Genomic DNA, 24657 nt, shown 5'->3' with positions numbered 1-24657 from the left:
GAGGTTGAAAATGCAAAAATAGTAAAAAATGCGTGATTTACCATAAATCACGCATTTTTTGTTTTTTAATTAGTCATTTTCAATGAGATATAATTTGCTAATTGACAAATTATTTGTATCTTTGCACATAATAATTTAAAATTCAGTTTTATGAAAAAAAGATTCAGTTTTTCAGTAATGCTATTTTCATTAGCATTCGCTACTTTCGTTTCTTGTAAAAAGAATGACGACAATCCGCAACAGCCATCTTTACAAGTTCCTAAGATGGAAGTAACTGCCCCTAAAGGTGATTTTGTGAATGGTACTACTTCTAAAACCATTACAATCAGTAATACTGGAGCAACCGATGTTACTATTACATCAGTGGAATTTACAGGTGCCAATGCCGATGAGTTTACAACCACAGCTTCGCCTACTACTATAGGAGTAGGTAAAAAATACGAATTTACCGTTACCCTTTCTCCTAAAACTAATGGAAATAAAATAGCTAACTTATTGATTAAAAGCAATGCAGGAACTATTACTATTCCGCTAAAAGGAACTGCTACCATAACACCTAAAGTAACTTTTGTTACTAACAAGGCTGAAGGTGATTCCTTTATATTAAGCGTTGCAATTGCAGAGAATGATATTCCTGAGGTGTGGTTTGACCGGAATAACAATGGTGTAAAAGATGGAGGTGAGGCTTTGTCAGAAGTTCTATATCCCAGTGTAAAAGCAGGAAACCTTTTTGTAGGAATAGGTAGCTCTAATACGGTTTCTATTTATGGAAAATTTACAAAAATGGAATTTTCTGGAGAAAAAGGTATTATTAGTATTGATATTTCTCAAAATGAGCATATCAAAACCTTTGCTTGTGGAGGTTCTGATTTTAAAGGTGTTACTCTTAATACAAGTCTTACTAATATGTATTGCAATAAATCCAAACTCACTTCTTTAGATATTTCTAAACTTACAGAACTCAAAGGTTTATATCTAAATGAAAACAATTCTCTAACGAGTTTAGACCTTTCAAAAAATACTAAACTTACGTACGTGCAATTGAATGGTGCCAATTCCTTACAATGTGTAAAAGTAAGCGCTGAACAATTAACAAATCTTGTAGCAAACTGGTTTAAACAAGGAACTAGAGCAGAATTCAAAACAGAATGTAACTAACAAAATCCAGTTTTGAGTACTGCTGGCTTTATAATTCTAAAGAGGTTGTCTAAACTTTAGGCAACCTCTTTTTTAGTGATAGCTAACAAGTAATAGGTCAGGTAAATAATTGATAATTGATAATTAATTTGTACATTTGCAAAAAATATTGAAACTATGGAAGCAACCACAATTACATTCCAATCAGAAATACAAGCTGTAGACTTTCCATTTATCGAAAGAATTTTAAATAGTTTGAAAGCTACAACCAAGGTTATTAAAGAAGAAAAGGACGAAACTTTGATGACTAAGGAGGCTTTTTTTGCTAAAATAGATCGTGCAAGAGCTGGTGAAAAAATACAAATGAGTAGGGAAGAAATGAAAAAATTGATGTTTGACTAATGGAAGAAAAACAACCAACCTTTGAGATTATTTATTCAAAAGAATTTTTTAGTGATTTAAAAATCCATAAACAATCAGGTAATAAACAAATACTAAAAAAGATAGATGCTTTTTTAGATGAGTTAGAAGAGACCCCTACAAAAGGAACTGGACAGACGGAACCTCTTAAAGGATATGGAGAAAGAAATGTATATTCCAAAAGAATCAATGGAAAACATCGCTTTATATATGAAGTTTTTGAGGAAGAAAAAAAAGTAGAAGTACTTTCTGCTTTCGGACATTACAATGATAAGTAATTAAAGAGTTAAAATTATGGACGGAAATACTCACACCCTCTCGGAGGTTATTAAGCTCATTGTAAAGCAAAATCACCTCAATTATGGTTTGCAAAAAGCCTCGTTGCCAACCCTTTGGAATGAACTGATGGGTACAACTATAGCGCGTTATACTACCTCGGTAGAGCTCAAAGGCAATACGCTATATGTGCGACTAACTTCGCCTGCACTTAGCAACGAATTGAGTTATGGCAAAACCAAAATTATTGAGAACCTCAACGAGCGCTTGGGAGAATCTCTAATTCAAAAAGTTATATTTCTAAACGGATGATACGACCTGCAACCCCTACCGATGCACCTGCTGTTGCCCCACTAATGTTTCAAGCAATGGAGGAAATCGTGTATAAAATGATAGGCAAAGACCACAAAGAAGAAGCTATTGCCTTGCTAAAAACCCTCTTTGAACAAGAAGACAATCAGTATTCTTATAAAAACGCTTGGGTATATGAAGAAGAGGGCGCAGTAATAGGGTCAGTTATTGCTTATGATGGAGCGCATTTGCACCGCTTGCGCGCCCCTGTGTTGGTGCTCATTCGCAGTAGCTACGGTATAAATATTGTGCTCGAAGATGAGACCGCCGAAGGTGAACTTTATATAGATACCCTCAGCGTACTGCCCACAGCCCAAGGTAAAGGCATAGGCTCTAAACTTATCACGCATCTCAAAAAGGTGGCTACTCAACCCATAGGCTTACTCGTGGATGTACAAAACCCCGAAGCCGAACGCCTTTACACCCGCTTAGGGTTTGAATATGTAAATGAACAAACGCTTGCAGGTGGAGTATATAAACACCTTGTATTCAGGTAACAAATAATAGGTAATAATGAAAACCCTTATCAAAAACGCCATTATTATAAACGAAAATACCCTCTTTCAAGGCGATCTCCTGATTGAGGGAGAGCGCATTGCCCAAATAGGCTCTCACATCACTCCCAAAGGGAATTACGAGGTGATAGAAGCCGAAGGCAAGTATCTCATCCCTGGAGTGATTGACGACCAAGTGCACTTCCGCGAACCTGGACTTATTCATAAAGCTACTATTGCTACCGAAAGTCGTGCTGCGGTAGCCGGGGGTGTAACTACCTTTTTTGAGCAACCTAACACCGTACCTCAAACCGTAACGATTCCGCTTTTGGAAGAGAAATTTGCAATTGCCAAACAATCCTCTTTTGCTAATTATTCTTTCTTTTTAGGAGGAACAAACGACAACCTCGAAGAACTGAAACGCTTAGATAAGAACGCTTGTGCAGGGGTGAAACTCTTCTTAGGCTCATCTACGGGGAATATGCTCGTAGACAATGAGAAAACCATAGAAGCTATTTTCAACAATGTAGATTTGGTCATCGCAGCCCATTGTGAAGATGAAGCAACTATTCGCAAGAATTTAGCTCACTATCAAGCCTTGTATGGCGAGGATATCCCTATAGACCTGCACCCTTATATCCGCAGTGCTGAGGCTTGCTATCTATCCTCTTCACGCGCCATTGCTCTGGCTGAAAAAACAGGTGCACGTCTGCACGTTTTCCACCTTTCGACAGCTAAGGAAACCAACCTTTTCCGCAATGATATGCCACTAAAAGATAAGAAAATCACTGCTGAGGTGTGTGTGCATCACTTGTGGTTTTCGGAAGACGATTATACTACTCGCGGGGCTTTCATTAAATGGAATCCGGCAGTAAAAACAGCTGATGACTGCACAGCGCTGTGGCAAGCCCTCTTAGATGACCGTCTGGATGTGATTGCTACCGATCACGCACCGCACACCCTCGAAGAAAAACAACGCAAGGGCTATCTGAATATCCCTTCAGGGGCACCTTTGGTACAGCACTCGCTTGTGGCAATGCTCGAGAAATCTTATGATGGTAGTATTTCTATCGAAAAAATAGTAGAGAAAATGTGTCATAATCCCGCAATCCTTTTTCAGGTAAAAGACCGCGGTTTTTTGCGTGAAGGTTATTACGCCGACCTTGTGCTGCTGGATCTGGATACCCAATGGACGGTACAGAAAAACAACCTGTTGTATAAATGTGGCTGGAGTCCGCTTGAAGGGCAACAGTTCCATTCGGCTGTGGTGAGCACTTTTGTAAATGGCAAACAGGTGTACCACAATGGTAAACTTATGGCAGAGCCTCAGGGGCAACGCATCACTTTCAACAGATAAGACTATGAAGAAAATTATTTATATATTGGTTTTGCTACTCGCAGTAGCAGCTTGCAAAAAGAATATCGTTCCTAAACCCGATAAGTTTTTGGACGAAAAACAAATGGAAAATCTGCTCTACGATTTGGCTGTGTTAGAATCTATGAAAGTTTCACAAGCTCAAAAATTAGACTCGTTGCAGTTCAACTCACAACAGTTTATCTACAAAAAATACCAAATCGATAGTATTTCGCTAGCGCAGAATATGGTGTACTACGCTTCTTTCCCTAAAGAATACGATACCATTGTAAAGAAAGTAGAAAAGAGAATCAAACTCCAACGCGATAGTATCGATAAAGTGATAAACACCCCTAAAGACATTAAAAAAGAAGAACAACTCAAAGAAGAACTCATTAAAGAACCCACTCAGTAATTTTGGACGCACTGCTCATTCATCACACTTATCTCACTTGGATATTTCCTGCCTTCCTGCTCATTTTTGGCTTGGTAGCTTTCCTGCGCGTGTTCTATCCTAAACATTTTATGGACTATCAGCGGCTATTGCTCAACAATAAGTATATCATTATCTATGGCAAGAAGGAACGCAAACTCCACCTTTTCACGGTGGTACTCTACCTCATACAATGTTTGTGTTTAGCACTTTTTGTATATATATGCCTAAAACATTATGGGATAACAATGCTTTATACTGAGAGGTTTATGTTTTTAGAAATAGTACTTTTCGTATTTCTATTTCTTGTTGCAAAACTGCTTCTTCAGCGATGGATTAGCAGTCTTTTCGACCTCTCCGATTTTAGCAGAGATTACATTTTTAGCAGGATAGCTTACTCCTCGTACGCTGCAATTGTGATGATAATTGTCCTTTTTTTAGGTGTTTATCTACCTTTTACAAGCGAAAAACACTTGTTTTTACTTCTTTTAGTGTTATTTATGATACTACTGATTATCAATATATTAAGTTGGCTTAAAATCATAAAATCCAATCAAAAAGAAATAAAACCATACTTATTCTATTTTATTTTGTATCTTTGCACCCTTGAAATAGCACCCTATATCTTTCTCATTTACGGAACAAGGTATTTTTAGGAAGTGTAAAGAAATAACATTTATGAAGGTAAAATCGATATTAGTTTCGCAACCAGAGCCAAAGGCTGAAAACTCTCCGTACGCACAAATCATTCAAAACCACAACGTGAAAGTAGATTTTGTGCCTTTCATCAAAGTAGAAGGGATGACCGCTAAGGACATCAGAATGCAGAAGATTGACCTTACCAAATTTACAGCCGTTATTCTTACCAGCCGCAAATCTGTAGACCATTATTTTCGTATTGCTGAAGAAATGCGCTTTAAAGTGCCTATCACAATGAAGTACTTTTGCCAATCGGAAGCCATTGCTTACTACTTGCAGAAATATATCACTTATCGCAAGCGCAAAATATATGTAGGTAAAAAAGAGTTTGCCGACCTCTTGCCTATCCTCAAGAAGTACAAAGACGAGAAATTTCTCTTTCCAGGTTCTGACGCTCCTAAACCCGAAGCTACATCTGCTTTAGATGAGATTAAAATAAAATGGGAACGCGTGGTATTCTACCGCACAGTATATTGCGATATTTCGGCAATTAAAGAAAACAAGTACGACATACTCACTTTCTTTTCACCTGCAGGTATAGAAGCCCTTTTTAAGAGTTTCCCCGATTTCTCACAAAAGAAAACTAAAATAGCCGTTTATGGCGATGCAACCCTTAAAGCTGCTGAAGAAGCAGGACTCATTATCGATATCAAAGCGCCTTCACCCGAAAGCCCCTCGATGACCGTTGCCCTCGACCATTATTTAGGCAAACAAAATAGTAAAAAATAAAAAAAGACTGCTTTTTAGCAGTCTTTTTTTGTATCCTAACAAAGGGGGGTATCCATCAACTGATACCCCCCCTTTTAAATAAAGCTGTATGAATAACTTTTAGAAGTTTAAGTAACTTGTCCAAAACTCTGCCCCTCTATGAGAGTATTCAAAACGGCTAAAAAAATAAATATAATGTTTATACAAGAAATAAAGTTTTTCTCCTCTAATTTACTTTCTGGTTTTTAATACCAATAGTAAGGTAGTAATTTCCAGAAGTATCGTTTAACCGAAGACCTTTTCCTTCGTCTAAATCATACATATTTTTACCAGTAGGTGTAAGCATAGCTTTTCTAACTAATTCTTCAAGAGAAGGAAGTTCAAAAGTAATTTCTACAGATCCATGATCTTTCTTAATTCTTACATCAATGCTTACAGACTCACCTTTCTTGAGTGAGGAAATACTTTGCTTGATAGCTCCGTAATAGTCGTATTTAAGATGTTCAGAACTAGTAACCTTTCCGTTAGTTTTTCTATTTACAGTATAGTACAAAGTACCTTGTCTTCTGTCTAATAAATCAGTTAAAAAATCTCTTTTAATAAGAATTTCAAAATCTAATTTTTTGTTATCAACAGAACCAGCATCGTTTTTTAGATATTTAGAGTAAATAACAGTTCTAAATACATTATTAGTGCCTAACTCTCTCAGTCTATATGAAATAGGAACCCCTAAATTATCTTTTCCAAAAGTAGCTCCTTCTTCTAAAAAGGTACGTATAGCATTAAAATCACCTATGCTTTTTCCAGCCAATTTAGCATTTCCACCTAACACACGTCCGGTGATAGTAGAGCTTTTTTTCAAATCGTTGAAAGCAGTTTCGGCTTCTGCAGAAATTTTTCCACTTAAGAAAGAGGCGTTAATTTTAGCCTCCACTTCTGTTTTGGTAAGAGATGATTCAATGCCGAGTAATAAAACACGTCCGTATTTAATAGACGAGATATAGATAGGTTTTTCACTACCTAATTCCTTTTGAAAATCGAAATCTTCTTTAAAGAAATCAGAAGGTTTTTGAGGAGCATCTACATCAATAGTATAGAACACTTGTTCTATTTTTACGATATAGCGGGTTTTCTCAGTTTCGTATTTAAAATTTACATTACCCTTTACGCTATTTATAGCCCCCGTATAGCTGGCTCCTAAAGCGAGTTTCAAATGTTGCTCGTCGTGCACCTCATAGCTATTGTAAGTGATATTAGCGGGAGGAGCATTGAAGTTCTTGTTTAACAATTCACTAATAGCATTACGAGCAGCCGAAAGCGATGCGTTTTCTACCGTAATACTCGTTTTATCACCAGTAAGAGAAGTAGAGATAGTGTAGGGTTTGCGAGGGGCAAAAATAGCTGAATAAGAACCATCAACTACTGTTTTAGACTTCAATAAGGCGCCTGGGTAGAAAACTTCATCGTTTTCGGTAAATAAAAGTTGGTTTTCGTACTCTTTAGCTTGTTCATAGTATCTACTGCTGTTAGCTGTGAAAACAGCGTCATCCAATAAAGAAACATTTCTACCGACATTTTGTCCTGCGAGGCGCTCGGCAAAAGGAGTGCGCTGTTGTACTGAAGGTAGTTTAGCTACATAATCGTTGAGTTGTGTAGCGTTTAAATTATTTTTAGATTCGGTAGTATCCTCTTTTTTACAAGAGAATAGAGCCATTGCTGAGAAAAGCAGTATTGAGCTTTTCAAAAAAGTTGAATTTTTTACTTCCATTTGTTTATAATTGATTGATAAAATGAAAAAACAACTGAATTAGCTAAAACATCGTTTCCTTTATAGTAATATTTTTATGATAAACCTGACAAAAAATATAAAAAAAAATTGTCAAGCTGATTTTTTTATTCGCTATAATAAGTAGAAAACACTGCTAATGAAAAATTTTAAAACTTCCCATTAATATATTGATAAATAATAAAATATAAGAATTAAATGGAAATAATTTCACTTTTTCACCGTTGTAATTTTAGTTTTACCTAAAAAAATATTATTTTTGCACTAAAAATATTAATTCTCTTAAAACTAAGCATTATGAGTGATTATTGTATGTGTCATATTAAAAATTATTGGCAGGAACTTGTAACATTATCCTCGCAAGAATTTATTCAAGAGGCTTATACAAAAGCTCTTTCTTATAGTAAAGAAGCTTTGTATCGGGCTGAAGTATTAGCCACTCACTCTAAGAGATGTGAAGAATTACAAATTCCTTTTGCAGAGATATATACTTTTTCTTGTGAGAATTTGGCTCAAATATATCAGCAGATAGGTGAACCTTTACAAGCTGAAAAGGTTTTAAAACAAGGAATACTTTTTCTAAGCTATTTATACAAACAAAGGCTATTGAAGAAAAATATTTTTGAAGAAAAAATGCAAACTTTGAGCAGCTTATTTTGTTGAAAATAAAACATTTTGCAATCTATCAATCTGATTAAGATTATTAAAAATGTAATATAAAAGATAATATTATCAAATAATTTGTAATATTTGGCTTGATATTTGTAAATAATTTTAATGTTCAAAGAAAAATATTAAATTTTTGTCATTTTTTTGATGACTACTACAATGTAGTAAAATAATGTATTTTTAATTAATCAATAAAAATAATATTAAATATGAGATCATCAACCGAAGAAGTAGCGCAATGGGTAGATGCTTATTCTGAACATTTACTCAATTGTGCTAACTATTTAGTTTCTGATGGAGTAGAAGCAGAAGATTTAGTTCAAGAGGTCTTTCTCACAGCACTCTCCTCTTACGATTCTTTCCAAAACAAAAGTAACCCACTTACGTGGCTCAAAGCTATTCTCAACCACAAAATAGCCGATTACTACAAAAAGAAATACAAAACTCCTCTCATAAACTTCGATTACTTCTTTGATGAAGATGGTTCTTGGAAAAAAAATCAAGAAATAGACGAATGGGAAGACGAATCATCTCATTCATTAGAAAATTTACTCGATAATCCCGAATTTAACAAAATTCTCCGTAATGCACTCAATAAACTTCCTACCAAATGGGGACTTTTGATGAAAATGTGTTACCTCGAAGGTAAAAAATCTTCTGAAATTTGTCAGGTTATGAATATTACTCCTACTAATTATTGGAAGATATTGCAACGTAGCCGTATGCAGCTTCGGGAGTATTTAGAAATAAATTGGTTTAATAAATAATGAAACACTTTTTACATAAATTCATTCACTTTGTTTGTATGCCTTGTGATGAAGCTACTTTTATGATAGAAAAACAATTGCACAGCAAATTATCACTAAAAGAAAAACTACAACTAAAAGCTCATTTATACATTTGTAAGATATGTTTAGATTATAGCAAAAAAGCTAAAGTGATAGACCACTGGCTACAAACAATATCACTCAAGCGAGTGCCCCATATAGCAATAGAGCAGAAAGAACTACAACAATTTAAAAACCAACTAAAACAACGCTTACATTATTAGCTATTATAGTTCAATGTCAATTATTTTTAAATGTAGAAGGGAATACTTATTTTTTGTTTTTTTTTAGTATTCCCTTCTTTTTAAAAAAGAAGAAAAAATATTGTCAGGATTTGGTTTTTTAATGACTATTAATATGATGTTAAATGTTTTTAAAAATAAAAGTAACCTTTAAAGAAAACTTCATCACATTCTGTTTTTAACACTTAGCTTTATTTTACTAACCCTTTAAGAGTATACACATTCGACTATATTATATGATTTTTTCATCTAAAAAATCTCACACTCTTTAGGGTTAGTTTTTTAGTTAAAAAAAGCTTATAAATACACTGAAATTTAAGGACATAATTATTTGTTGTCTTTCATTAATGATCTAGTTTTCGTCCGTTCAGAAAAATAAAAGAGTTCTATAGCCCATTATAGGCTCTTTTATTTGAGCGGATATTACAAATGAAAATAATAAAAGTTGCTCATCAATAATTTTTTTTCTTTTCAAAATGAATTGGTTTAGTTAAGTAAAAAAATGCCATGAAATATTTCACGGCATTTTTTATTTTGAGAAAATCACTATCACCTTCTCAGTTTTCTGATAGTTACAAATAACAAAGCTGAGAAAAAAGCTACTAAAATAGTGCTTGGTATAGGTACTTTTACAGCTAAAAATATAGTAAAAAGCACTAATAACAGGTTTATAACAAGTACATACCGAAAGGTGATAAGCAGGTGTAACTTATAATGCAACGCATTGGTTAATCCTGCAAAAATAAGAGCTAAACCCGCACTGAAAAACCAAAAGGCTTCAGCCGAAGGTGTGTGGTATGTTTTAAAACAAAGCACTGAATGTGCTATACCTAATAATATAATCCCTATAATGGCAATTAAATATAGTTTCTTCATATATTAAAATGCGTGAAAAAAGGCAGGGTTACCAGTAGTAGAGAGGATTTGCTCTACGGTTTCGGTAGCTGGGTTGAAAGCGAAGAGTCCGCGTTTATCACTTCCAAAAGCACCAAATAGCACTCTGTCTTTCAGCTTGGTGATAAGGATACTATGTCCGTCGGTAAGAGGAACGCCTCTTATTTGGCTGATGGATTTGGCATTGAAATCTACGAGTACAGCCATTGCATTTTTAGCAGTGTAGGGGTTTGACCCACCGAGTTCTACTATACCTACATAGGCTACTGCTTTACCATTGCCTATATACTGACAGTTATACACGCTGGCAGGTTTATAATTTGTGCCTGCAATGGTGGTAGTGGAGATGTCCCACGATTTGCTGCTATCAAACTCGGTACTGCCTTTGGGAATGCAGAGGAAACCACATTTGGTATTGTCTTTAGAGTACCCAAAATAGCCTGCAGTAGCGATATAAATATCACCTGCTTCATTGGTGAAGAGCATTCCTTTGCATTGCGCCATTGGGCGGGTGGGGAAGGTGAGTTTGGTAGTAGTTTCGGATACTACTTTTTCCACTACATCAGTTTGAGGGTTGATGATCGCTACATCACACTGTTGATAATTAGCATAAGGTTGCCAACCTGCTCCAGGGTTGATTTGGTTGAGACATAGGTAATACTTGCCATCGCGAATAATACCCATAGCAGGCTCAGGACTGCTGTCGCTGTGAGCGTATTGGGCGAGATTGATTTCTCCTGTTTTTTGCATTGTTTGTGGGTTGATAATCCACACAACACCTTGGGTATACATAGGCACGTAGGCTTTGGTAGCGCTTACTTTCTCAAGGTGACCTACCATTGAGTTAGAAATTCCTGCAAGAGTAGCTCCTTTAGTAAGTTTTTGAGTAGCAGGGTCATAAGTATATTGAGTGATACCACCTACGCCTTTCATAGTGTCGAAAAGGTAGACGTTGTTACCTTCTACTTGTACTGAAGAACCAAATTCTATTTGTCCGGCTTTGGAGTTATCAACAGCGATACCTCCTGCCATTTTATGGATGATTTGAAGATAGGAACTACCACTCATTCCGTCGGGATTTTTCACCGAAGTTTCTAATAAGAAATTACCGTTGTACTCTACCGTGCTGGGAGGCACAGGAGCTGGTTTGTTGTTGTCATCTTTTTTGCAAGACACACTCAGCAGTGCAAGACTGCAGAAAGTTAAGATTACTTTTTTCATTATAGTTTATTTTTTTTGATTCATTATTGATTTTTATACTTTGGCAAAGTCCTTGGACTTTGCCAAAGTTTGCGACGTTACAAAGTACCTATGAGGCTCGCACTAAAATGTGTGGAAGAAAGTAGCGTCTCCTTGGGTGGTGAGCACTTGTTGTACATTGCCATTGGCAGGATTGTAGCGGAATAGTCCTACTTTATCACTGCCAGAAGCACTTAGTATTACCTCGTTTTCATATTTACCTATAAACAGACTTTGTGGGTCGGTGAGTGGTACACCTTCTATTTTTTTCATTGTTTTAGCGTTGAGGTCTATCAGTACTGCCATTGCCATTTTAGCTGTAAATGGATTATTGCCATAAAGTTCGGCAACACTCACATAAGCTACTACTTTTCCGTTACCTATATATTTAGTGTTGAGAATAGCAGCGGGCTTGTACTGAGTGCCCTGAATGGTTGTTTGTGATAAATCCCACGACTTGCTACTATCGAAGGTTGTATTAGAAACGGTTGCAGCATTGGGGATACACACAAAGCCAAATTTAGGGTGTGCAGGATTGAAGCCGTAGAACCCAGGACAAGCGATGTAAATATCTTTGTTTTCGGTAGTGAATATCATTCCGCGCATAGAAGGACGAGTAGGGTAGCAGATGCCTGAAGTTTTTTCAGATACTACCTTCTCTACCTTATCAGTTTGGATGTTGATAATCGCTACATCGGCTTGCACGTAATCTTCATAAGGTTCATAGTTTTTCTTTTCTTGAGCTAAAGCCAAGTAGAAATAGCCGTCCTTTACAATCCCAGTGGAAGGTTCTGGGCTGTTATCGGTATGTGCATAAGGGCTTAAATCTATCTCTCCCGTTTTTTTCATTGTTTGTGGATTGAGTACGATGATTTTTCCTAAGGCAAAAAGTGGCAAATAGGCTTTGGTATCGCTCACTTTCACCAAGGCAGAGGCTTGCGAATTAGCAGGGATAGGCAACATAGCTTTTTCAACTATTGAGTGGTTAGCAGGGTTGTATTGCCATTTGGTGAGTCCTTTAGTGCCTGTATAATCATCTACTACAAACACCTCATTACCTTCCACTACCACAATAGCCCCAAACGGTATTTGAGCTGCCTTGCTGTTGTCAATCTTTCCTGATAGGTTGGCGAAGGTTTGCAGATAGCAGGTACCCGTAGTACCGTCAGCACTAGCGATAGAGGTTTGCAATAGGTACTTTCCACCTTCTGTATTAGAAGGAGCAGGTTTGTTGTTGTCGTCTTTTTTGCAAGAGACTAATAGCAATGCTAAAGAGCACGCTGTTAAAAATACTTTTTTCATTGTAATATATTAATTAGTAAATTGACAAATTAATCAGAATGCGTGGAAGAAGTCTGCACCCCCTTCTGTGTTTAGCACTTGCTTGCTGATACCGGTAGCAGGGTTATAGCTAAACAAACCTCTTTTGTCTGTACCCGATACACCAAAAATCACTTCGTTGTTGTTTCTACCAATAAACACACTATGGCTATCGGTATAAGGGATACCATCAATCTTCTTGATAGTTTTAGCGTTGAGGTCTATCAATACGGCAATACCATTTTTATCGGTGAAAGGGTCTTTTACATTCAGTTCAGCAGCACCTACAAAACCTACTGCTTTGCCATTACCTAAGTATTCCACACTATAGATAGTTGCAGGTTTATAGGTAGTACCCTCAATAGTAGTGTTGGATATATCCCAACTCTTATTGCTATCAAACTCAGTAACCGATACCGTAGTACTTTGAGGTATGCACACAAACCCTGAATGGGTATTTGCGGGATTGAACCCGAAATAACCAGCACACATTATATATATATCTTTGTTTTCGGTGGTGAAAATACAAGTTTTATACGAGGGTTGAGAAGGCATAGCCAAGTGAGTAGTGGTTTCTGATATTACCTTTTCTACCTTATCAGTTTGTACATTGATGATGAGTACATCACTTTGGAGATGGTCGGCATAAGGAGCATAATCAGGTCCTAATTGCAATAGGGGTAGGTAGAAATACCCATCGCGTATTATTCCGTAGCCTGCATCCGGACTGCTGTCGCTGTGGGCGTACCTTTGAATGTCTATTTCACCTGTTTTCTGCATTGTTTGTGGGTTGATAATCAATACCTTTGGTACGTTGTATAAAGGCAAATAGGCTTTGGTATCGCTCACCTTTATCAAGTTGCAGGGCATAGAGTGTGCAGGGGTATCGAATTTTTTACTTTCGGTAAGTTTTTGGGTAGTAGGGTTGTAAATAAATTTTCTCACACCATAACTACCATCAACAGCATCTAATGAATATACCTCATTGCCATATATCATTACACTCGACATATAAGGCACTTGTATAGCTTGTTTGTTGTTTAAGGCAGTAGTGGCATTGAGATCATTAGTAAGTTGTAAGTAAGAACTACCGCTTTTACCGTCGGGGTTTTTAAAGGTAGTTTTCACCAAATACTTTCCACTGCCTTCATTAGAAGGAGTAGGGGTAGGGGTGTCGTCTTTTTTGCAAGACACACTAAGCAGAGCAAGACTGCAGAAAGTTAAGATTACTTTTTTCATTTTAGTTTGTATTTATGGGTTAATTTAATCATTTTAGATATTCCAATCTTGGGCTCTGTTGTGTGCATTCCACATTCGTTGATAGAGTTCACTACTTTGCAAGAGCTCGTTATGAGTACCGATGGTGTTGATTTCACCTTTTTCAAAAACGATAATCTGGTCGGCAGTGGTGATGGTGGAAAGGCGGTGAGCGATAACAAGCACGGTTTTTCCCTTGATAAGCTCACTAAACGCTAGTTGTATTTTGTATTCATTTTCGGGGTCGGCAAAGGCAGTAGCTTCGTCCAAAATGAGAATAGGAGCATCTTTTAGAATAGCACGTGCCAACTGAAAACGCTGTTGTTCACCCCCGCTGAGGTGTACTCCTTGTTGCCCGAAAAGAGTGTCGTAGCCCTTGGGCAAGCTCATAATAAAATCGTGTATTTGTGCAGCTTTAGCAGCTTCAATCACTTCTTCTTTGGTTTTGTTCATCCCCATACGGATATTCTCGTACATTGTTTGAGCAAACATAAAGCTGTCTTGAAATACAAAAGAGACCTTCTGCATCAGCTTTTCAGTAGATAACTGACGAATATCTACCCCACCAATGCTGATGCTTCCTTCTTGTATATCCCAAAAACGCGACAACAATTGTCCTACTGTGCTCTTGCCTGCGCCTGAAGGACCTACCAAAGCGGTAATAGAGCCTTCTTTAGCAATAAAGTTGATGTCGTTGAGTACATAATGTTCGCCGTCGTAGGCAAACGATACTTTATCGAAACGAATATCGTAATGAGAGGGCTCTTGTGGAGTGTGTGTTTCGGGTAGGACGGGAGCTTCGAGTATTTTGTCTATTTGCTGTACGCCTTGCTCTATGAGTTGTAGTTGCATTGCCATATTGCTCATCGCAAACACGGGGCGCATATAGCCTGTGCCCAGAATTAGGAAGAAGAGCAGGGTGGCGAGGGTGAGCCCATTGTGAAAATAGAGGTATAAACCCAATGCTAAAACGGGCAACATCGCATTGCTGGCAAAGCTCATAAAGATAGCAAAAGGGGGTGAACTGTGGCGTATCCAGTCGCTTACAAAACGATGAAAGGTGAGCACTTTCTTGCCGTACTTATCAAAAGTTTCAGCCGATTGCTGGAAGATTTTCATCACTGGCATAGCGCGCACATATTCTACAATACCGGCGCTCATTTCTTCGAGTGAATGGTGGTATTTTTGGGTGAGGTTCTGGTTTTTACTGCCAAACATCAGGGGCATTATCACCACCAATACGAGTAGCGGCAAACAACTGATGAGTGCTAACCGCCAGTCTTCACTAAACAGATAGCCCAAGGTGAGCAGAGGCAAGGCAACGGCTTTTACAAAATCGGGGATTTGGTGAGCTACAAAGGTTTCGATACGTTCTACATCGTCTGAAATTATTTTCTTGAAAGCTCCCGAATTGCGGTGTGAAAGATAACCCATAGGCAAGATGCCTACTTTCTCAGTAATAGTTTTGCGCAAGCCATAGAGAATATTGAAAGCGGCGATATGCGAGAGAATACCCGAAAGCAAAAAGGCTACCATACTCACTATTACCATCACTATAGCATATACCACATACTGTTGGATAGTGGTGAAATTAGGTTGTGATTGGGTGAGTTCTTTAATAATGTAAAACACTAAGGCATAAGGTACAAGGCTCAGCACGCTGTGTATGACGGCTAAGGTGCAAGAGGCTAAGAGTAAAGTCTTGCGTTGTCCTGCTATTTGGAGTAATCGTTTCATAATAAGCTAATTTTCATATTTGCTAATTTGGCAATTTCCATCCTCCAGATTGCTGTTGGAGTGTCCAAAGGCGCTGGTAAATACCTTTTTGTGCTAAGAGTTCGCTATGCGTACCAGCTTCGGCGATTTTGCCATTTTCTAACACGAGTATCTTATCAGCATTTTTGATAGTGGATAGCTTGTGGGCAATCACCACCACGGTTTTATCTTTTACAAGCTCTTGAATAGCCTGCTGAATAAAAATTTCGTTTTCGGGGTCGAGGCTGGCGGTGGCTTCGTCTAATAAGATGATGGGCGCGTTTTTCAGCAAAGCACGAGCAATACTGATGCGTTGCTTCTCACCTCCTGAGAGTCGGTTGCCCCCTTCACCTACGGGGGTGTGCATTCCTTGAGGCAGTTCCCACGCAAACGACAGTACTTGGGCACGCTCGGCAGCGGCTATAACCTCAGCTTCGGTAGCGTGTGGATTGCCTATTTTGATGTTGTTGTAAATAGTATCATCAAAGAGGTATACCTCTTGAAAAACCTCGCTGATAAGTCCGTAGAAACGCTCTTGCGGAATATGGCGTATATCTACTCCACCAATGGTGATACTGCCTTTGGTCACATCCCAAAAGCGGGCGATGAGTGAGGCAATAGTGGTTTTACCCGAACCTGAATGCCCTACCAAAGCGACCATACTGTGCTCAGGCACTGTGAAATTTAGCTGGCTAAGGGTCTGTTTATCCGGTAGATAACCGAAACTTACATCGTGGAAAGCAATATCAAAATGGGTAGGGAACTCGTTTTTATCGGTTTCCATAGTAGGTTCTTGCAATACTTCAATCACTCTGCTGAGGCTCTCGTTCATATAGCGAATCATCAGGTAGTCTACCAATACTACTTTGATAGGACTATAGAGGTTATACCCCAAAATGAGGAATACCATTAGTATAGGTACTGTAATCTCGCCGTGTGTGAGGTAGTACAAACCCAAGGCGAGCATCAGTATAAAACCTATTTCGAGTACTATAAACGAAAGGGTAACCGTAGGTCCTGGGATAGCCTCTAAACGGATACTCTTTTGGCGGAGGTCGGCGTAGGCTTTTTCGAGAGTGCTATAATTGTCGCCTGTAAGTCCGTAGGATTTTAAATGTCGGATGCCTTGTACATATTCTAAGAACTTAGCCGATACCTCGTTGCGGGCTTTCACTTGTGCTTTGCTCAACCCCCATTTATCAACGATGAAAGTACCGAGTTTTAGAAAAGGAATGATAAGCGGTAAGGCAACTAATAAATAGAGGGTGAGTCGCCAATCGCAATAAAATAAGAAACTTGATAGCATTACAGTACCAAAAAGAGCAGCTGCCAAATTACCAAAACTGTGACTAAAAATATGTTCAAACGAGGCAACATCTTGCATAATTACTGAACCTATTTCTCCAGGGTCACGCTTTTTGAAGAAACCCAAAGAGAGCTTTTGCAAGTGATTGCCCAATTTGATGCGCATTTCTTTACCGAGGTCGTACACATAAAGATTAGAAGAGACCAAAGTGCGTGAGGCTACAAAAAACTGCAAACAGAGCAAGAGGCTCATCAGCCCTACCATCACCCAAACGAGGGAAGTGTTAGGTTGTTCTTTGAAAAGTTCCCATACAATAATGAGCAAAATACCTGACGGTGCTGTGATAAAACCGCTGTGTACAATTTCCCACAACACACTTTTCAGTATTTCTTTCGGTTTAAGAGCTATAATATATTTGAGATTTTGTATCATAGTTTTGTTAGTCTTAAGTTTGCAACGCACTGAATTGCCCGTGCGGTTCGCACTAAATTAGCTAATTGACAGATTAACTACTCTTTGGTTAAATCGCTTATAGAAATAAGGAATCTTATAGAGCATTCTGAATATAAAAGGATAGCGACCTTGGTCGTACTCACTCATATAATACTCTTTAGCCAAATGGATTTTGGGATGCCAACTTTCCATTACGGAACTTTCTTTTTCGCTCCACTTAAATTCAGGGCGTTGGTTTTCACCCATCGCTCTCAACGAATCGTGATTTTTCGCGTGCCCTACTAAGGCGTAGGCGAGCATATCAAACAAAAAAGTGGCTTCATCTACTTTATCGCACAGATTGATCATAAAATCCTTTACTTCTCTCTGGGGGAAGTACATCAGCACGCCCTCCACGATGATGAGCAGAGGCTTGTGATGTGCTTTCACGAGGTCAATCCATTCTCTATCGAAAAGCGACATCTCTAAAAAAGTGCGGCGTTCAGTTTCTTCAAAAAACTGATAGCGCAATTGCATTACTTCGGGCAGGTCGAGTTCATACCAATGGGTAACTTCGGGGCAACCCAAACGCTCATAGCGGGCATCGAGTCCTGCACCCAGTTGTATGACTACCGCATCGGGGTGAGCTGCGATAAATTTGCGTGCCTCTTCATCGATGAGGTTAGCGCGCACGCACACCCCTGCTTGTGAGAAGGCAGCTTTCTTGAATTTGCCGAAATCATAATCTATTTTGCTGATAATCTCAGCAGCTTTTTCATCGCGCAACAAGGGATTGTGTTGTTTTAGTTCGCTTGCTTTTGCCCATAAAGTAATGAGCATTGTTTCAGGTATTTTGTTCATAATCTAAAATATCATTCTAATCTTCACTCCTCCGTTGATACCAGGGAGCGGACGGTTAAATTCTGATAAAGTTTTTTCGTTCGTTACATTGCGCAATTTGCCCGATATAAAGAGTTTGTTATTCAAAAAACTATGTTCAAAACCTATATCTATAGTGGTGCTTCGTGGGATGCGGCGTTTTTGCAATTGGGTCAGTTCAAAATCATAGAAATATTCTTCTACAAAAGCTACATCGGCAAAGAGGCGGGTGTTCTGACCGCTACCGCCAAAAAGATTTTCACGGTGAAATTCCATTCCGGCGTTTGCCATTAGGTAGGGGATATTAGGCATACGCTTGTATTTGGTAGGATTAGGGACGGTGCTGGCGGGTTCGTAGTCACGGGTATCGCGCAAGTCTTGGTAAGTAGTATTCACGTAGGCATAGAGCGAGGGGAGGACATCGGCTTTGGCTTCAAACTCTACCCCAAGGGTGCGCATCTCTCCAAAATTCTGATATTGTGCGCCTATAAGTCCGGCGGTGTAGCGTATCATATCCTGCAAGTACATATAGAAGAAGTTCATTTCTATCTGTGCATTGGTGGGGTGTTTGCCCGTAAGGTCGAAGAGTAACCCAATATTGGCGCTGGCATTGCGTTCAGGCAATAGGTCGGCACTAGGTACTACACTGATACCATCGCCCAAGAGTTCATTTTCCGAAGGGATACGCACTTCATAACCAGCGGATAGTTTTCCCATTAGTGAAGGCAAAAAGCGGTAGCGCAAAGCGTTGTTCACCCCCCAATTGTTCTTTTGTAAATCCACATCGTACTTGCCAGGTACAAATAATGGTGCCATTTGGGTGTGCATAGTGTATTGGTAGTAACGCAGGGTGAGTGAGTTGAGAAACACATCGTTAAGCGACCGCAAGTCGTAAGTAAGTCCGCTTACCCAGCTGTGCATACGCGAATCGAAATTCACTTGCTTGCCTAAACTGAGGGTTTTCAGCTCGTCCTTGGGCGTTCCTTTGGCTATAGAAAATACACTGTTGAAGTTGAACGAATGACGCTCGTTGATGATGTATTCCAAGTTGGTTTTATTAACGAAGGAGAGTTTTTGGTCATCGGAATCTGAAGGGAAGTTGTAGCCCACCTCACCTCCGTAACGCGATGGGGTAGGGTAGGAGCTGCCGTCCCATTCATAGCGACGAGTGGCTTTATCGATGAAGTTCATTTTGGTGAGTACCACCCCGTTGAACATATCGAAGTTGAGTCCTTCGGTAAGGAAATTGTCTTTGGTGAGTTTGTTCGCCAACCCCGCCATTAGGCTCTCGCTATGGGCTTCGCGAATGTCGTACTCTATACCTTGAATTTCTTTGTAAGTCTTCACCACTACGGGTTCAAACTCTACCTCGTCAAACCACCATTTTTTAGCTTTAAAGCTCCCCCCAACGATGTATTTGTGGTATTTATCGTGGTTGCGGGTGATGCGTAACCCCTCGCGATAGGGCGAATCGAAAGTATAGTTATTATCGGAAGTAGTATAGCCCCCACCGATACCAAAAACGAGTCCGCGTGCTTTCAAGTTGCGTTTGAAGACTCCTTGCGCCTTGTGAGTGTTGAAACTCTCGTAACCATAGCTGAGGTCGGCATATTTATCAGGGTATTCGCGAATGACGATATTGATAGCTCCTCCCAAAGACGAACCTCCAAAGCGAGCAGGTACCACGCCTTTGTAAATCTCGATGCGGTCTATCATATCCACAGGAATATCGTTGATATCTAAATAGTCAGTTTGTTCAGTCATTGGCAATTCGTCTATAAAAAAGCCTATGCGCTTGCCTTCCAAACCACGTATCGAAATGCGCGAACTGCTCCCTACACCTCCAGAGGTGCGCAAGGTTACCCCCACGGTTTTGGCGAGAATATCCTGCACATTGCTCACTGTGCCCCGCATATTGCTCATATCAATCACCGTTACAGGCATACTCTCTTCTTTCTTTTGGTGAGCGATGCTTTTGCCCGAAACGGTTACCCCGCCTATTTCCTCAGCTTGCTCTTTAAGGCTGATATCCAAACGTTCTTGTCCTTTTAGATAGATTTTTTTGCTAAAGGATTGATAACCGAGATAGCTACCTATAATAGTATAATTGCCTTCGGGGATACCCTTTAGATGATAGTTACCTTGTGCATCGGCATTAGCGCCTTTCTTCAATTCTTTGAGGTAGATATCGGCGCCTATAAGCGGTTTTTGAGTAGCTTTATCGGTAATTTTACCCGAAAGTTCAGCAGTATTTTGAGCCCATAAAGAAGAAGTAGTGAGCAGTAATAAAAGAAAAGTTTTGTATAACATAAATATTGGTTTTTATCCATTAAATCATTAACTATCAGTATCTAACCTTTATCCCCTGACACCTGATACCTGACACCTAACTCCTAAAAATTTGGTAGTTTGCGATATATTATTTAATTTTGTTCTAAACAACGGATTTCAAGAGGCAAAAGTACACTAAAATAAAAGTACTATTGTTTAATATCCTTAGCAAAGTTTTATATCTGAATAGCTATGATGAACGAAGTGACATTACCTTTGGTGACCAGTGAAGAAGAAGTACAAAGCTACTATGAGGGAGTGAGTGAACAGGTGGGATTGTTTCGGTTAGAACAACAGTTTTTAGGCGAGCATACTTACTACTGTTGGCAAGCACAAATGAAAGAAGATGTAGTTTTTGAAGGACGTATGGATATCCCCTCAGTGCGCCTTTATTTTGTAACGCAAACACATAAAGGTATACAAATAGAGATTGACAAACGTATTGCTACTGCCAAAACAGGAACTCATAATATATTTTTCGGGCGTGAAGAGTGTTTAGGGAAAGATTTTTTGCACAAAGATGATACTATAGAGGTGATTTCCTTAGCTGTGAGTGCCGAAAAGTTTGCACAAATAGCCGCTACCTATCCCGAAACCTTTATGTCGTGGTATGAGCGTTATCAACACAGCGGCAATTTTATGCTCTCCCCCGAACATTCTTTGCCTACTACCTTTGCTATGCAAACGGCACTTTGTCAGTTGCAGCAAGCGACACTCTTGGGCAAGGCTGCCCGACCTTATGCTGACCTTAAAATACAAGAACTCCTTGTTTTGCAATTGCAACAATACGAACAACAACAGTCACAACCTCACCAATATTGTAAAACCCCAACCGATGTACAGAAGATGTACGAAGTGCGTGATATGCTTACAGCCCAGTTAGATACTACGCCTTCCATAACTGAATTAGCGCGTGCTGTGGGTACTAATGAAAAGAAATTGTGTTACGGTTTCAAAGAAGTATTTGGCACTACAGTTTTCGGGTATTTATACGATTATAAAATGGAGTTAGCGCAGCAGCTACTTCTCCACACCGATAAGAATATCAGTGAGATAGCCCTCGCTTGTGGCTATGAGTATGTATCACATTTTTCTACTGCCTTTAAGAAGAAATTCGGCAGAAGCCCGAAACAGGTGTCAGGGGATAGAGGATAGTCATAAACTTTGTGAAAGTAGATTACTCTGATAATCAATTACATTGTAGGGGCGTTTTGCAAACGCCCTTTACAAAAAAAGCTGTCTAACATTAGACAGCCTATTTATGCTACAACTTCAAAAGTTCCTCTATGTATTCTCTACTGTTAGAAAGTCGGGGGACTTTATTTTGTCCACCAAGTTTGTCTTTATGCTTGAGCCAATCGTGGAAAAGACCCGTACGTGCGCTGTGTACTTTAGGTTTGTTGAGGGTCATATTGTTGTAACGCTTGGCTTCGTAATCGGAGTTGAGTTTTTGGAGTTCGAGGTCTAATATCTCCGTGAATTGCTCTAAACTCTCTGGCGCCGACTCAAATTCTATCACCCACTCGTGTCCGCCTTTTAGCTTGTCCTGCATAAAGATAGGCGCTACAGTATAATCTATCAAATTACTATTGGTTTGTTCGCAGGCTTTTTCTAAAGCGCGCTCAGCATTCTCTATAATGAGCTCTTCGCCAAAAACATTGATAAAGTGTTTGGTGCGCCCCGTAATCTTGATGCGATAAGGTGCTACTGAGGTAAATCGCACAGTATCACCTATAATATACCGCCACAAGCCAGCATTGGTGCTAATCACCATTGCGTAGTTCTTGCCTATCTCCACTTCACTCAGCGGAATGGCTTTTTGTTGGGAAGTGCCAAAGGTCTCCATTGGGATGAACTCATAGAAAATACCATAATCCAGCATTAGCAACATTTCGTCTGAATTGTTGCGGTCTTGAATAGCAAAAAAGCCTTCGGAAGCATTGTATATTTCGTAATAACGGAAAGTATCCGAGGGGATAATATTTTTGTATTGTTCGCGATAAGGAATGAAACTCACTCCACCGTGGAAATACACTTCTAAGTTTTCCCACAATTCTAATAGGTGTTGTTTTTGGGTATCTTCTAAAATGCGGTTCAGCAATACGAGCATCCACGAGGGGACACCTGCAATGCTGGTAACATTTTCTGTTTTTACTTCCTTTACAATTGCCTGTAGTTTGCTCTCCCATTCACTCATCAGCGATACTTTGTTGCTGGGAGTACAACTCCATTCTGCCCAAAAGGGCAAGTTTTCAATTAAAATTGCCGATAAATCGCCAAAATAAGTACCGTTTTGCTCGTATAATTGCTTGCTACCCCCAAGTCGTAAACTCTTTCCTTTGAAAAGGTTTGAGTTTTCGTTGTTGTTCAGGTATAAGCAAAGCATATCTTTCCCTGATTTATAATGACACAATTGCAGAGCTTCCTCACTCACGGGTATAAATTTGCTTTTGGCATTGGTAGTCCCGCTGCTTTTAGCAAACCACTTGATGGGTGTATGCCAAAATACATTGCGTTCACCGCGCCGAGCTCTTTCAACATAAGGCTCAAAGTCCTCGTAGGTAGTGAGAGGCGTTTCACGCACAAATTGCTGGTAGTTTTTCACTTCGGCGAAGTTGTATTGCTTGCCGAGTTCAGTATCTTTGGCATTACTGATTAGTTCTAAAAGCACGCGTTCTTGTACCCTATGAGGGTCGAGTACAAACTCTTGTATCTGGTCGATACGGCGTTTTAAAAACCACGAAGTGATAGAATTAAATAAAGCTAAAGGCATTTTATTTCAGGTTTCAGGGAATAGATTTCAGGTTTCAGGGTATAGGGGTCAGGTGTCAAGTTAGGATTCTGATACCTGACACCTGATACCTAATGCCTGATAACTTATAAAGAATTTTCTTTAGTGAATTTTACGATTTCGGAAATACGTCCAAAAGCAACGCCCACTACTGTATCGGCAGCACCGTAGTACACTGCTACTTTGTCTTCTTCGATAGAATGTAAGGCAGCACAAGGGAATACCACATTAGGCACATCGCCGGTAGTTTCGTAGAGAGTGGCAGGCGCCAAGAGGTAAGGCTGTGTACGAGCAATTACCTTGCTTGGATTGTTGAGGTCTAATAGTGCAGCCCCCATAGAGTAGCGGAAACCATTGCAAGTGTTGATCACCCCGTGATAGAACAATAGCCATCCGTCTTTAGTTTTGATAGGCACAGCTCCTGCCCCTATTTTGGTACATTGCCAAGCGCTATCTATAAAAGGCGTTACTTTCATCACGCAGCGGTGTTCACCCCAGTACTTCATATCGGGGCTATAGCTGATGAAAATATCACCGAAAGGAGTATGTCCGTTGTCACTTGGGCGGCTAAGCATTGCGTATTTACCGTTGATTTTCTCAGGGAAGAGCACACCATTGCGGTTGAAAGGCAAAAAGGCATTCTCGCATTGGAAAAACTCTTTGAAATCAAAAGTATAGGCAATCCCGATAGTAGGACCACAATAGCCATTACACCAAGTTACCCAATAGCGGTCTTCGATAAAAGTAACGCGAGGGTCGTACTTATACTCAGAATGAAGGAAATCAGTATTACCACCTTTCATCACGATAGGTTCGTGGTTGATTTCCCAGTGAATAGCATCTTTACTGAAGCCAGCAAAGATGTTCATTTGTACTGCTTTGTTGTCGCAGCGGAAAACCCCTGCATAGCCGTCGCCAAAAGGCACAACAGCCGAGTTAAAAATACTGTTAGAGGTAGGGATATCATACCTACCGATAATAGGGTTTTCAGAATAACGCCACATTACATCGGTACAACCCGCAGGGCGTTCTTGCCAAGGAATTTTTTGACTCATTA

24 protein-coding genes are annotated in these 24657 nt (G+C 39.3%); 13 read left to right on the top strand and 11 right to left on the bottom strand.

Annotated features, from left to right (window positions below):
* The first annotated feature begins 150 nt into the window (after positions 1–150).
* The 9 genes from CGC57_RS06515 (at position 151) to CGC57_RS06475 (ending at position 5893) form a co-directional block, all read left to right on the top strand.
* Positions 151–1158, top strand: a complete 1008-nt coding sequence (locus tag CGC57_RS06515; protein WP_095898467.1) for a choice-of-anchor D domain-containing protein — start codon at positions 151–153, stop codon at positions 1156–1158.
* Between the two features lie 156 nt (positions 1159–1314).
* Positions 1315–1539 (top strand): hypothetical protein, encoded by a 225-nt coding sequence (locus CGC57_RS06510; RefSeq protein WP_002679792.1) that lies wholly within the window; start codon positions 1315–1317, stop codon positions 1537–1539.
* Positions 1539–1835, top strand: coding sequence for a Txe/YoeB family addiction module toxin (locus CGC57_RS06505; RefSeq protein WP_095898466.1), 297 nt, complete (start codon positions 1539–1541; stop codon positions 1833–1835). The genes CGC57_RS06510 and CGC57_RS06505 overlap by 1 nt, the downstream gene beginning before the upstream one ends.
* 16 nt (positions 1836–1851) lie before the next feature.
* Positions 1852–2145: a DciA family protein gene (locus CGC57_RS06500; RefSeq protein ID WP_095898465.1), complete on the top strand. Its 294-nt coding sequence runs from the start codon at positions 1852–1854 to the stop codon at positions 2143–2145.
* Positions 2142–2681 (top strand): GNAT family N-acetyltransferase, encoded by a 540-nt coding sequence (locus tag CGC57_RS06495; RefSeq protein ID WP_095898464.1) that lies wholly within the window; start codon positions 2142–2144, stop codon positions 2679–2681. The genes CGC57_RS06500 and CGC57_RS06495 overlap by 4 nt, the downstream gene beginning before the upstream one ends.
* A gap of 16 nt (positions 2682–2697) precedes the next feature.
* Positions 2698–4035 (top strand): dihydroorotase, encoded by a 1338-nt coding sequence (locus CGC57_RS06490; RefSeq protein ID WP_095898463.1) that lies wholly within the window; start codon positions 2698–2700, stop codon positions 4033–4035.
* 4 nt (positions 4036–4039) lie between these two features.
* A complete protein-coding gene (locus tag CGC57_RS06485) occupies positions 4040–4447 on the top strand; it encodes a DUF4296 domain-containing protein (RefSeq protein WP_095898462.1) in 408 nt (135 codons plus the stop codon).
* A 2-nt stretch (positions 4448–4449) separates the two neighbouring features.
* A complete protein-coding gene (locus tag CGC57_RS06480; protein ID WP_095898461.1) occupies positions 4450–5121 on the top strand; it encodes a DUF4271 domain-containing protein in 672 nt (223 codons plus the stop codon).
* A gap of 22 nt (positions 5122–5143) precedes the next feature.
* Complete coding sequence (locus tag CGC57_RS06475; RefSeq protein ID WP_095898460.1) at positions 5144–5893, top strand: uroporphyrinogen-III synthase; 750 nt, start codon at positions 5144–5146, stop codon at positions 5891–5893.
* A gap of 205 nt (positions 5894–6098) precedes the next feature.
* Here the strand turns inward: CGC57_RS06475 and CGC57_RS06470 are convergent, their stop codons facing one another.
* Entirely contained in the window at positions 6099–7640 is a 1542-nt protein-coding gene (locus CGC57_RS06470) for a thiol-activated cytolysin family protein (RefSeq protein WP_095898459.1), read from the bottom strand.
* A 315-nt stretch (positions 7641–7955) separates the two neighbouring features.
* Between CGC57_RS06470 and CGC57_RS06465 the strand changes: the two genes are divergently transcribed.
* The 3 genes from CGC57_RS06465 to CGC57_RS06455 all read left to right on the top strand — a co-directional run bounded on the left by CGC57_RS06465 (position 7956) and on the right by CGC57_RS06455 (position 9378).
* Positions 7956–8321 carry a DUF2753 family protein gene (locus CGC57_RS06465; protein ID WP_232747192.1) on the top strand — a complete coding sequence of 122 codons (366 nt, stop codon included), beginning with the start codon at positions 7956–7958 and terminating at the stop codon, positions 8319–8321.
* A gap of 215 nt (positions 8322–8536) precedes the next feature.
* Positions 8537–9094, top strand: coding sequence for a sigma-70 family RNA polymerase sigma factor (locus CGC57_RS06460; RefSeq protein ID WP_095898458.1), 558 nt, complete (start codon positions 8537–8539; stop codon positions 9092–9094).
* Positions 9094–9378 carry a hypothetical protein gene (locus CGC57_RS06455; RefSeq protein ID WP_095898457.1) on the top strand — a complete coding sequence of 95 codons (285 nt, stop codon included), beginning with the start codon at positions 9094–9096 and terminating at the stop codon, positions 9376–9378. The genes CGC57_RS06460 and CGC57_RS06455 overlap by 1 nt, the downstream gene beginning before the upstream one ends.
* A 567-nt stretch (positions 9379–9945) precedes the next feature.
* Here CGC57_RS06455 and CGC57_RS06450 read toward each other — a convergent pair.
* From CGC57_RS06450 to CGC57_RS06415, 8 genes are all read right to left on the bottom strand, one after another.
* Positions 9946–10272, bottom strand: a complete 327-nt coding sequence (locus CGC57_RS06450; RefSeq protein WP_095898456.1) for a hypothetical protein — start codon at positions 10270–10272, stop codon at positions 9946–9948.
* A 3-nt stretch (positions 10273–10275) separates the two neighbouring features.
* Positions 10276–11514 (bottom strand): DUF4374 domain-containing protein, encoded by a 1239-nt coding sequence (locus tag CGC57_RS06445; protein ID WP_095898455.1) that lies wholly within the window; start codon positions 11512–11514, stop codon positions 10276–10278.
* A 99-nt stretch (positions 11515–11613) separates the two neighbouring features.
* Entirely contained in the window at positions 11614–12831 is a 1218-nt protein-coding gene (locus CGC57_RS06440; RefSeq protein WP_095898454.1) for a DUF4374 domain-containing protein, read from the bottom strand.
* A gap of 33 nt (positions 12832–12864) precedes the next feature.
* Positions 12865–14088, bottom strand: coding sequence for a DUF4374 domain-containing protein (locus CGC57_RS06435; RefSeq protein WP_095898453.1), 1224 nt, complete (start codon positions 14086–14088; stop codon positions 12865–12867).
* A gap of 33 nt (positions 14089–14121) precedes the next feature.
* On the bottom strand, positions 14122–15843 hold the full coding sequence (locus tag CGC57_RS06430) for an ABC transporter ATP-binding protein (protein WP_095898452.1): 1722 nt from the start codon (positions 15841–15843) through the stop codon (positions 14122–14124).
* A 22-nt stretch (positions 15844–15865) separates the two neighbouring features.
* A complete protein-coding gene (locus tag CGC57_RS06425; protein WP_095898451.1) occupies positions 15866–17599 on the bottom strand; it encodes an ABC transporter ATP-binding protein in 1734 nt (577 codons plus the stop codon).
* Between the two features lie 57 nt (positions 17600–17656).
* Complete coding sequence (locus CGC57_RS06420) at positions 17657–18460, bottom strand: class I SAM-dependent methyltransferase (RefSeq protein WP_095898450.1); 804 nt, start codon at positions 18458–18460, stop codon at positions 17657–17659.
* A 3-nt stretch (positions 18461–18463) separates the two neighbouring features.
* Positions 18464–20788 carry a TonB-dependent receptor gene (locus tag CGC57_RS06415; protein WP_095898449.1) on the bottom strand — a complete coding sequence of 775 codons (2325 nt, stop codon included), beginning with the start codon at positions 20786–20788 and terminating at the stop codon, positions 18464–18466.
* 207 nt (positions 20789–20995) lie between these two features.
* On the opposite strand from CGC57_RS06415, the gene CGC57_RS06410 reads away from it, so the two are divergent.
* Positions 20996–21964 carry a helix-turn-helix domain-containing protein gene (locus CGC57_RS06410; RefSeq protein ID WP_095898448.1) on the top strand — a complete coding sequence of 323 codons (969 nt, stop codon included), beginning with the start codon at positions 20996–20998 and terminating at the stop codon, positions 21962–21964.
* Positions 21965–22073: 109 nt separating this feature from the next.
* On the opposite strand, the gene CGC57_RS06405 is transcribed toward CGC57_RS06410, so the two are convergent.
* Together CGC57_RS06405 and CGC57_RS06400 are read right to left on the bottom strand one after the other, a co-directional pair.
* Complete coding sequence (locus CGC57_RS06405) at positions 22074–23582, bottom strand: GH3 auxin-responsive promoter family protein (protein ID WP_095898447.1); 1509 nt, start codon at positions 23580–23582, stop codon at positions 22074–22076.
* 104 nt (positions 23583–23686) lie between these two features.
* Positions 23687–24655 (bottom strand): glycoside hydrolase family 130 protein, encoded by a 969-nt coding sequence (locus CGC57_RS06400; protein WP_009417204.1) that lies wholly within the window; start codon positions 24653–24655, stop codon positions 23687–23689.
* Positions 24656–24657 lie beyond the last annotated feature (2 nt).

This window comes from Capnocytophaga sputigena (assembly GCF_002302495.1).
In the GTDB taxonomy this organism is placed as follows: domain Bacteria; phylum Bacteroidota; class Bacteroidia; order Flavobacteriales; family Flavobacteriaceae; genus Capnocytophaga; species Capnocytophaga sputigena.
Note: the sequence above shows the minus strand (reverse complement) of the source record. Positions and strands in the feature narration are given on the sequence as shown.

Bases quoted from the DNA above. Each gene is read 5' to 3' on its own strand.
- CGC57_RS06515 (WP_095898467.1), top strand. From the start codon at position 151: ATGAAAAAAAGATTCAGTTTTTCAGTAATGCTATTTTCATTAGCATTC.
- CGC57_RS06510 (WP_002679792.1), top strand. From the start codon at position 1,315: ATGGAAGCAACCACAATTACATTCCAATCAGAAATACAAGCTGTAGAC.
- CGC57_RS06505 (WP_095898466.1), top strand. From the start codon at position 1,539: ATGGAAGAAAAACAACCAACCTTTGAGATTATTTATTCAAAAGAATTT.
- CGC57_RS06500 (WP_095898465.1), top strand. From the start codon at position 1,852: ATGGACGGAAATACTCACACCCTCTCGGAGGTTATTAAGCTCATTGTA.
- CGC57_RS06495 (WP_095898464.1), top strand. From the start codon at position 2,142: ATGATACGACCTGCAACCCCTACCGATGCACCTGCTGTTGCCCCACTA.
- CGC57_RS06490 (WP_095898463.1), top strand. From the start codon at position 2,698: ATGAAAACCCTTATCAAAAACGCCATTATTATAAACGAAAATACCCTC.
- CGC57_RS06485 (WP_095898462.1), top strand. From the start codon at position 4,040: ATGAAGAAAATTATTTATATATTGGTTTTGCTACTCGCAGTAGCAGCT.
- CGC57_RS06475 (WP_095898460.1), top strand. From the start codon at position 5,144: ATGAAGGTAAAATCGATATTAGTTTCGCAACCAGAGCCAAAGGCTGAA.
- CGC57_RS06470 (WP_095898459.1), bottom strand. From the start codon at position 7,640: ATGGAAGTAAAAAATTCAACTTTTTTGAAAAGCTCAATACTGCTTTTC.
- CGC57_RS06465 (WP_232747192.1), top strand. From the start codon at position 7,956: ATGAGTGATTATTGTATGTGTCATATTAAAAATTATTGGCAGGAACTT.
- CGC57_RS06460 (WP_095898458.1), top strand. From the start codon at position 8,537: ATGAGATCATCAACCGAAGAAGTAGCGCAATGGGTAGATGCTTATTCT.
- CGC57_RS06455 (WP_095898457.1), top strand. From the start codon at position 9,094: ATGAAACACTTTTTACATAAATTCATTCACTTTGTTTGTATGCCTTGT.
- CGC57_RS06450 (WP_095898456.1), bottom strand. From the start codon at position 10,272: ATGAAGAAACTATATTTAATTGCCATTATAGGGATTATATTATTAGGT.
- CGC57_RS06440 (WP_095898454.1), bottom strand. From the start codon at position 12,831: ATGAAAAAAGTATTTTTAACAGCGTGCTCTTTAGCATTGCTATTAGTC.
- CGC57_RS06435 (WP_095898453.1), bottom strand. From the start codon at position 14,088: ATGAAAAAAGTAATCTTAACTTTCTGCAGTCTTGCTCTGCTTAGTGTG.
- CGC57_RS06430 (WP_095898452.1), bottom strand. From the start codon at position 15,843: ATGAAACGATTACTCCAAATAGCAGGACAACGCAAGACTTTACTCTTA.
- CGC57_RS06425 (WP_095898451.1), bottom strand. From the start codon at position 17,599: ATGATACAAAATCTCAAATATATTATAGCTCTTAAACCGAAAGAAATA.
- CGC57_RS06420 (WP_095898450.1), bottom strand. From the start codon at position 18,460: ATGAACAAAATACCTGAAACAATGCTCATTACTTTATGGGCAAAAGCA.
- CGC57_RS06415 (WP_095898449.1), bottom strand. From the start codon at position 20,788: ATGTTATACAAAACTTTTCTTTTATTACTGCTCACTACTTCTTCTTTA.
- CGC57_RS06405 (WP_095898447.1), bottom strand. From the start codon at position 23,582: ATGCCTTTAGCTTTATTTAATTCTATCACTTCGTGGTTTTTAAAACGC.
- CGC57_RS06400 (WP_009417204.1), bottom strand. From the start codon at position 24,655: ATGAGTCAAAAAATTCCTTGGCAAGAACGCCCTGCGGGTTGTACCGAT.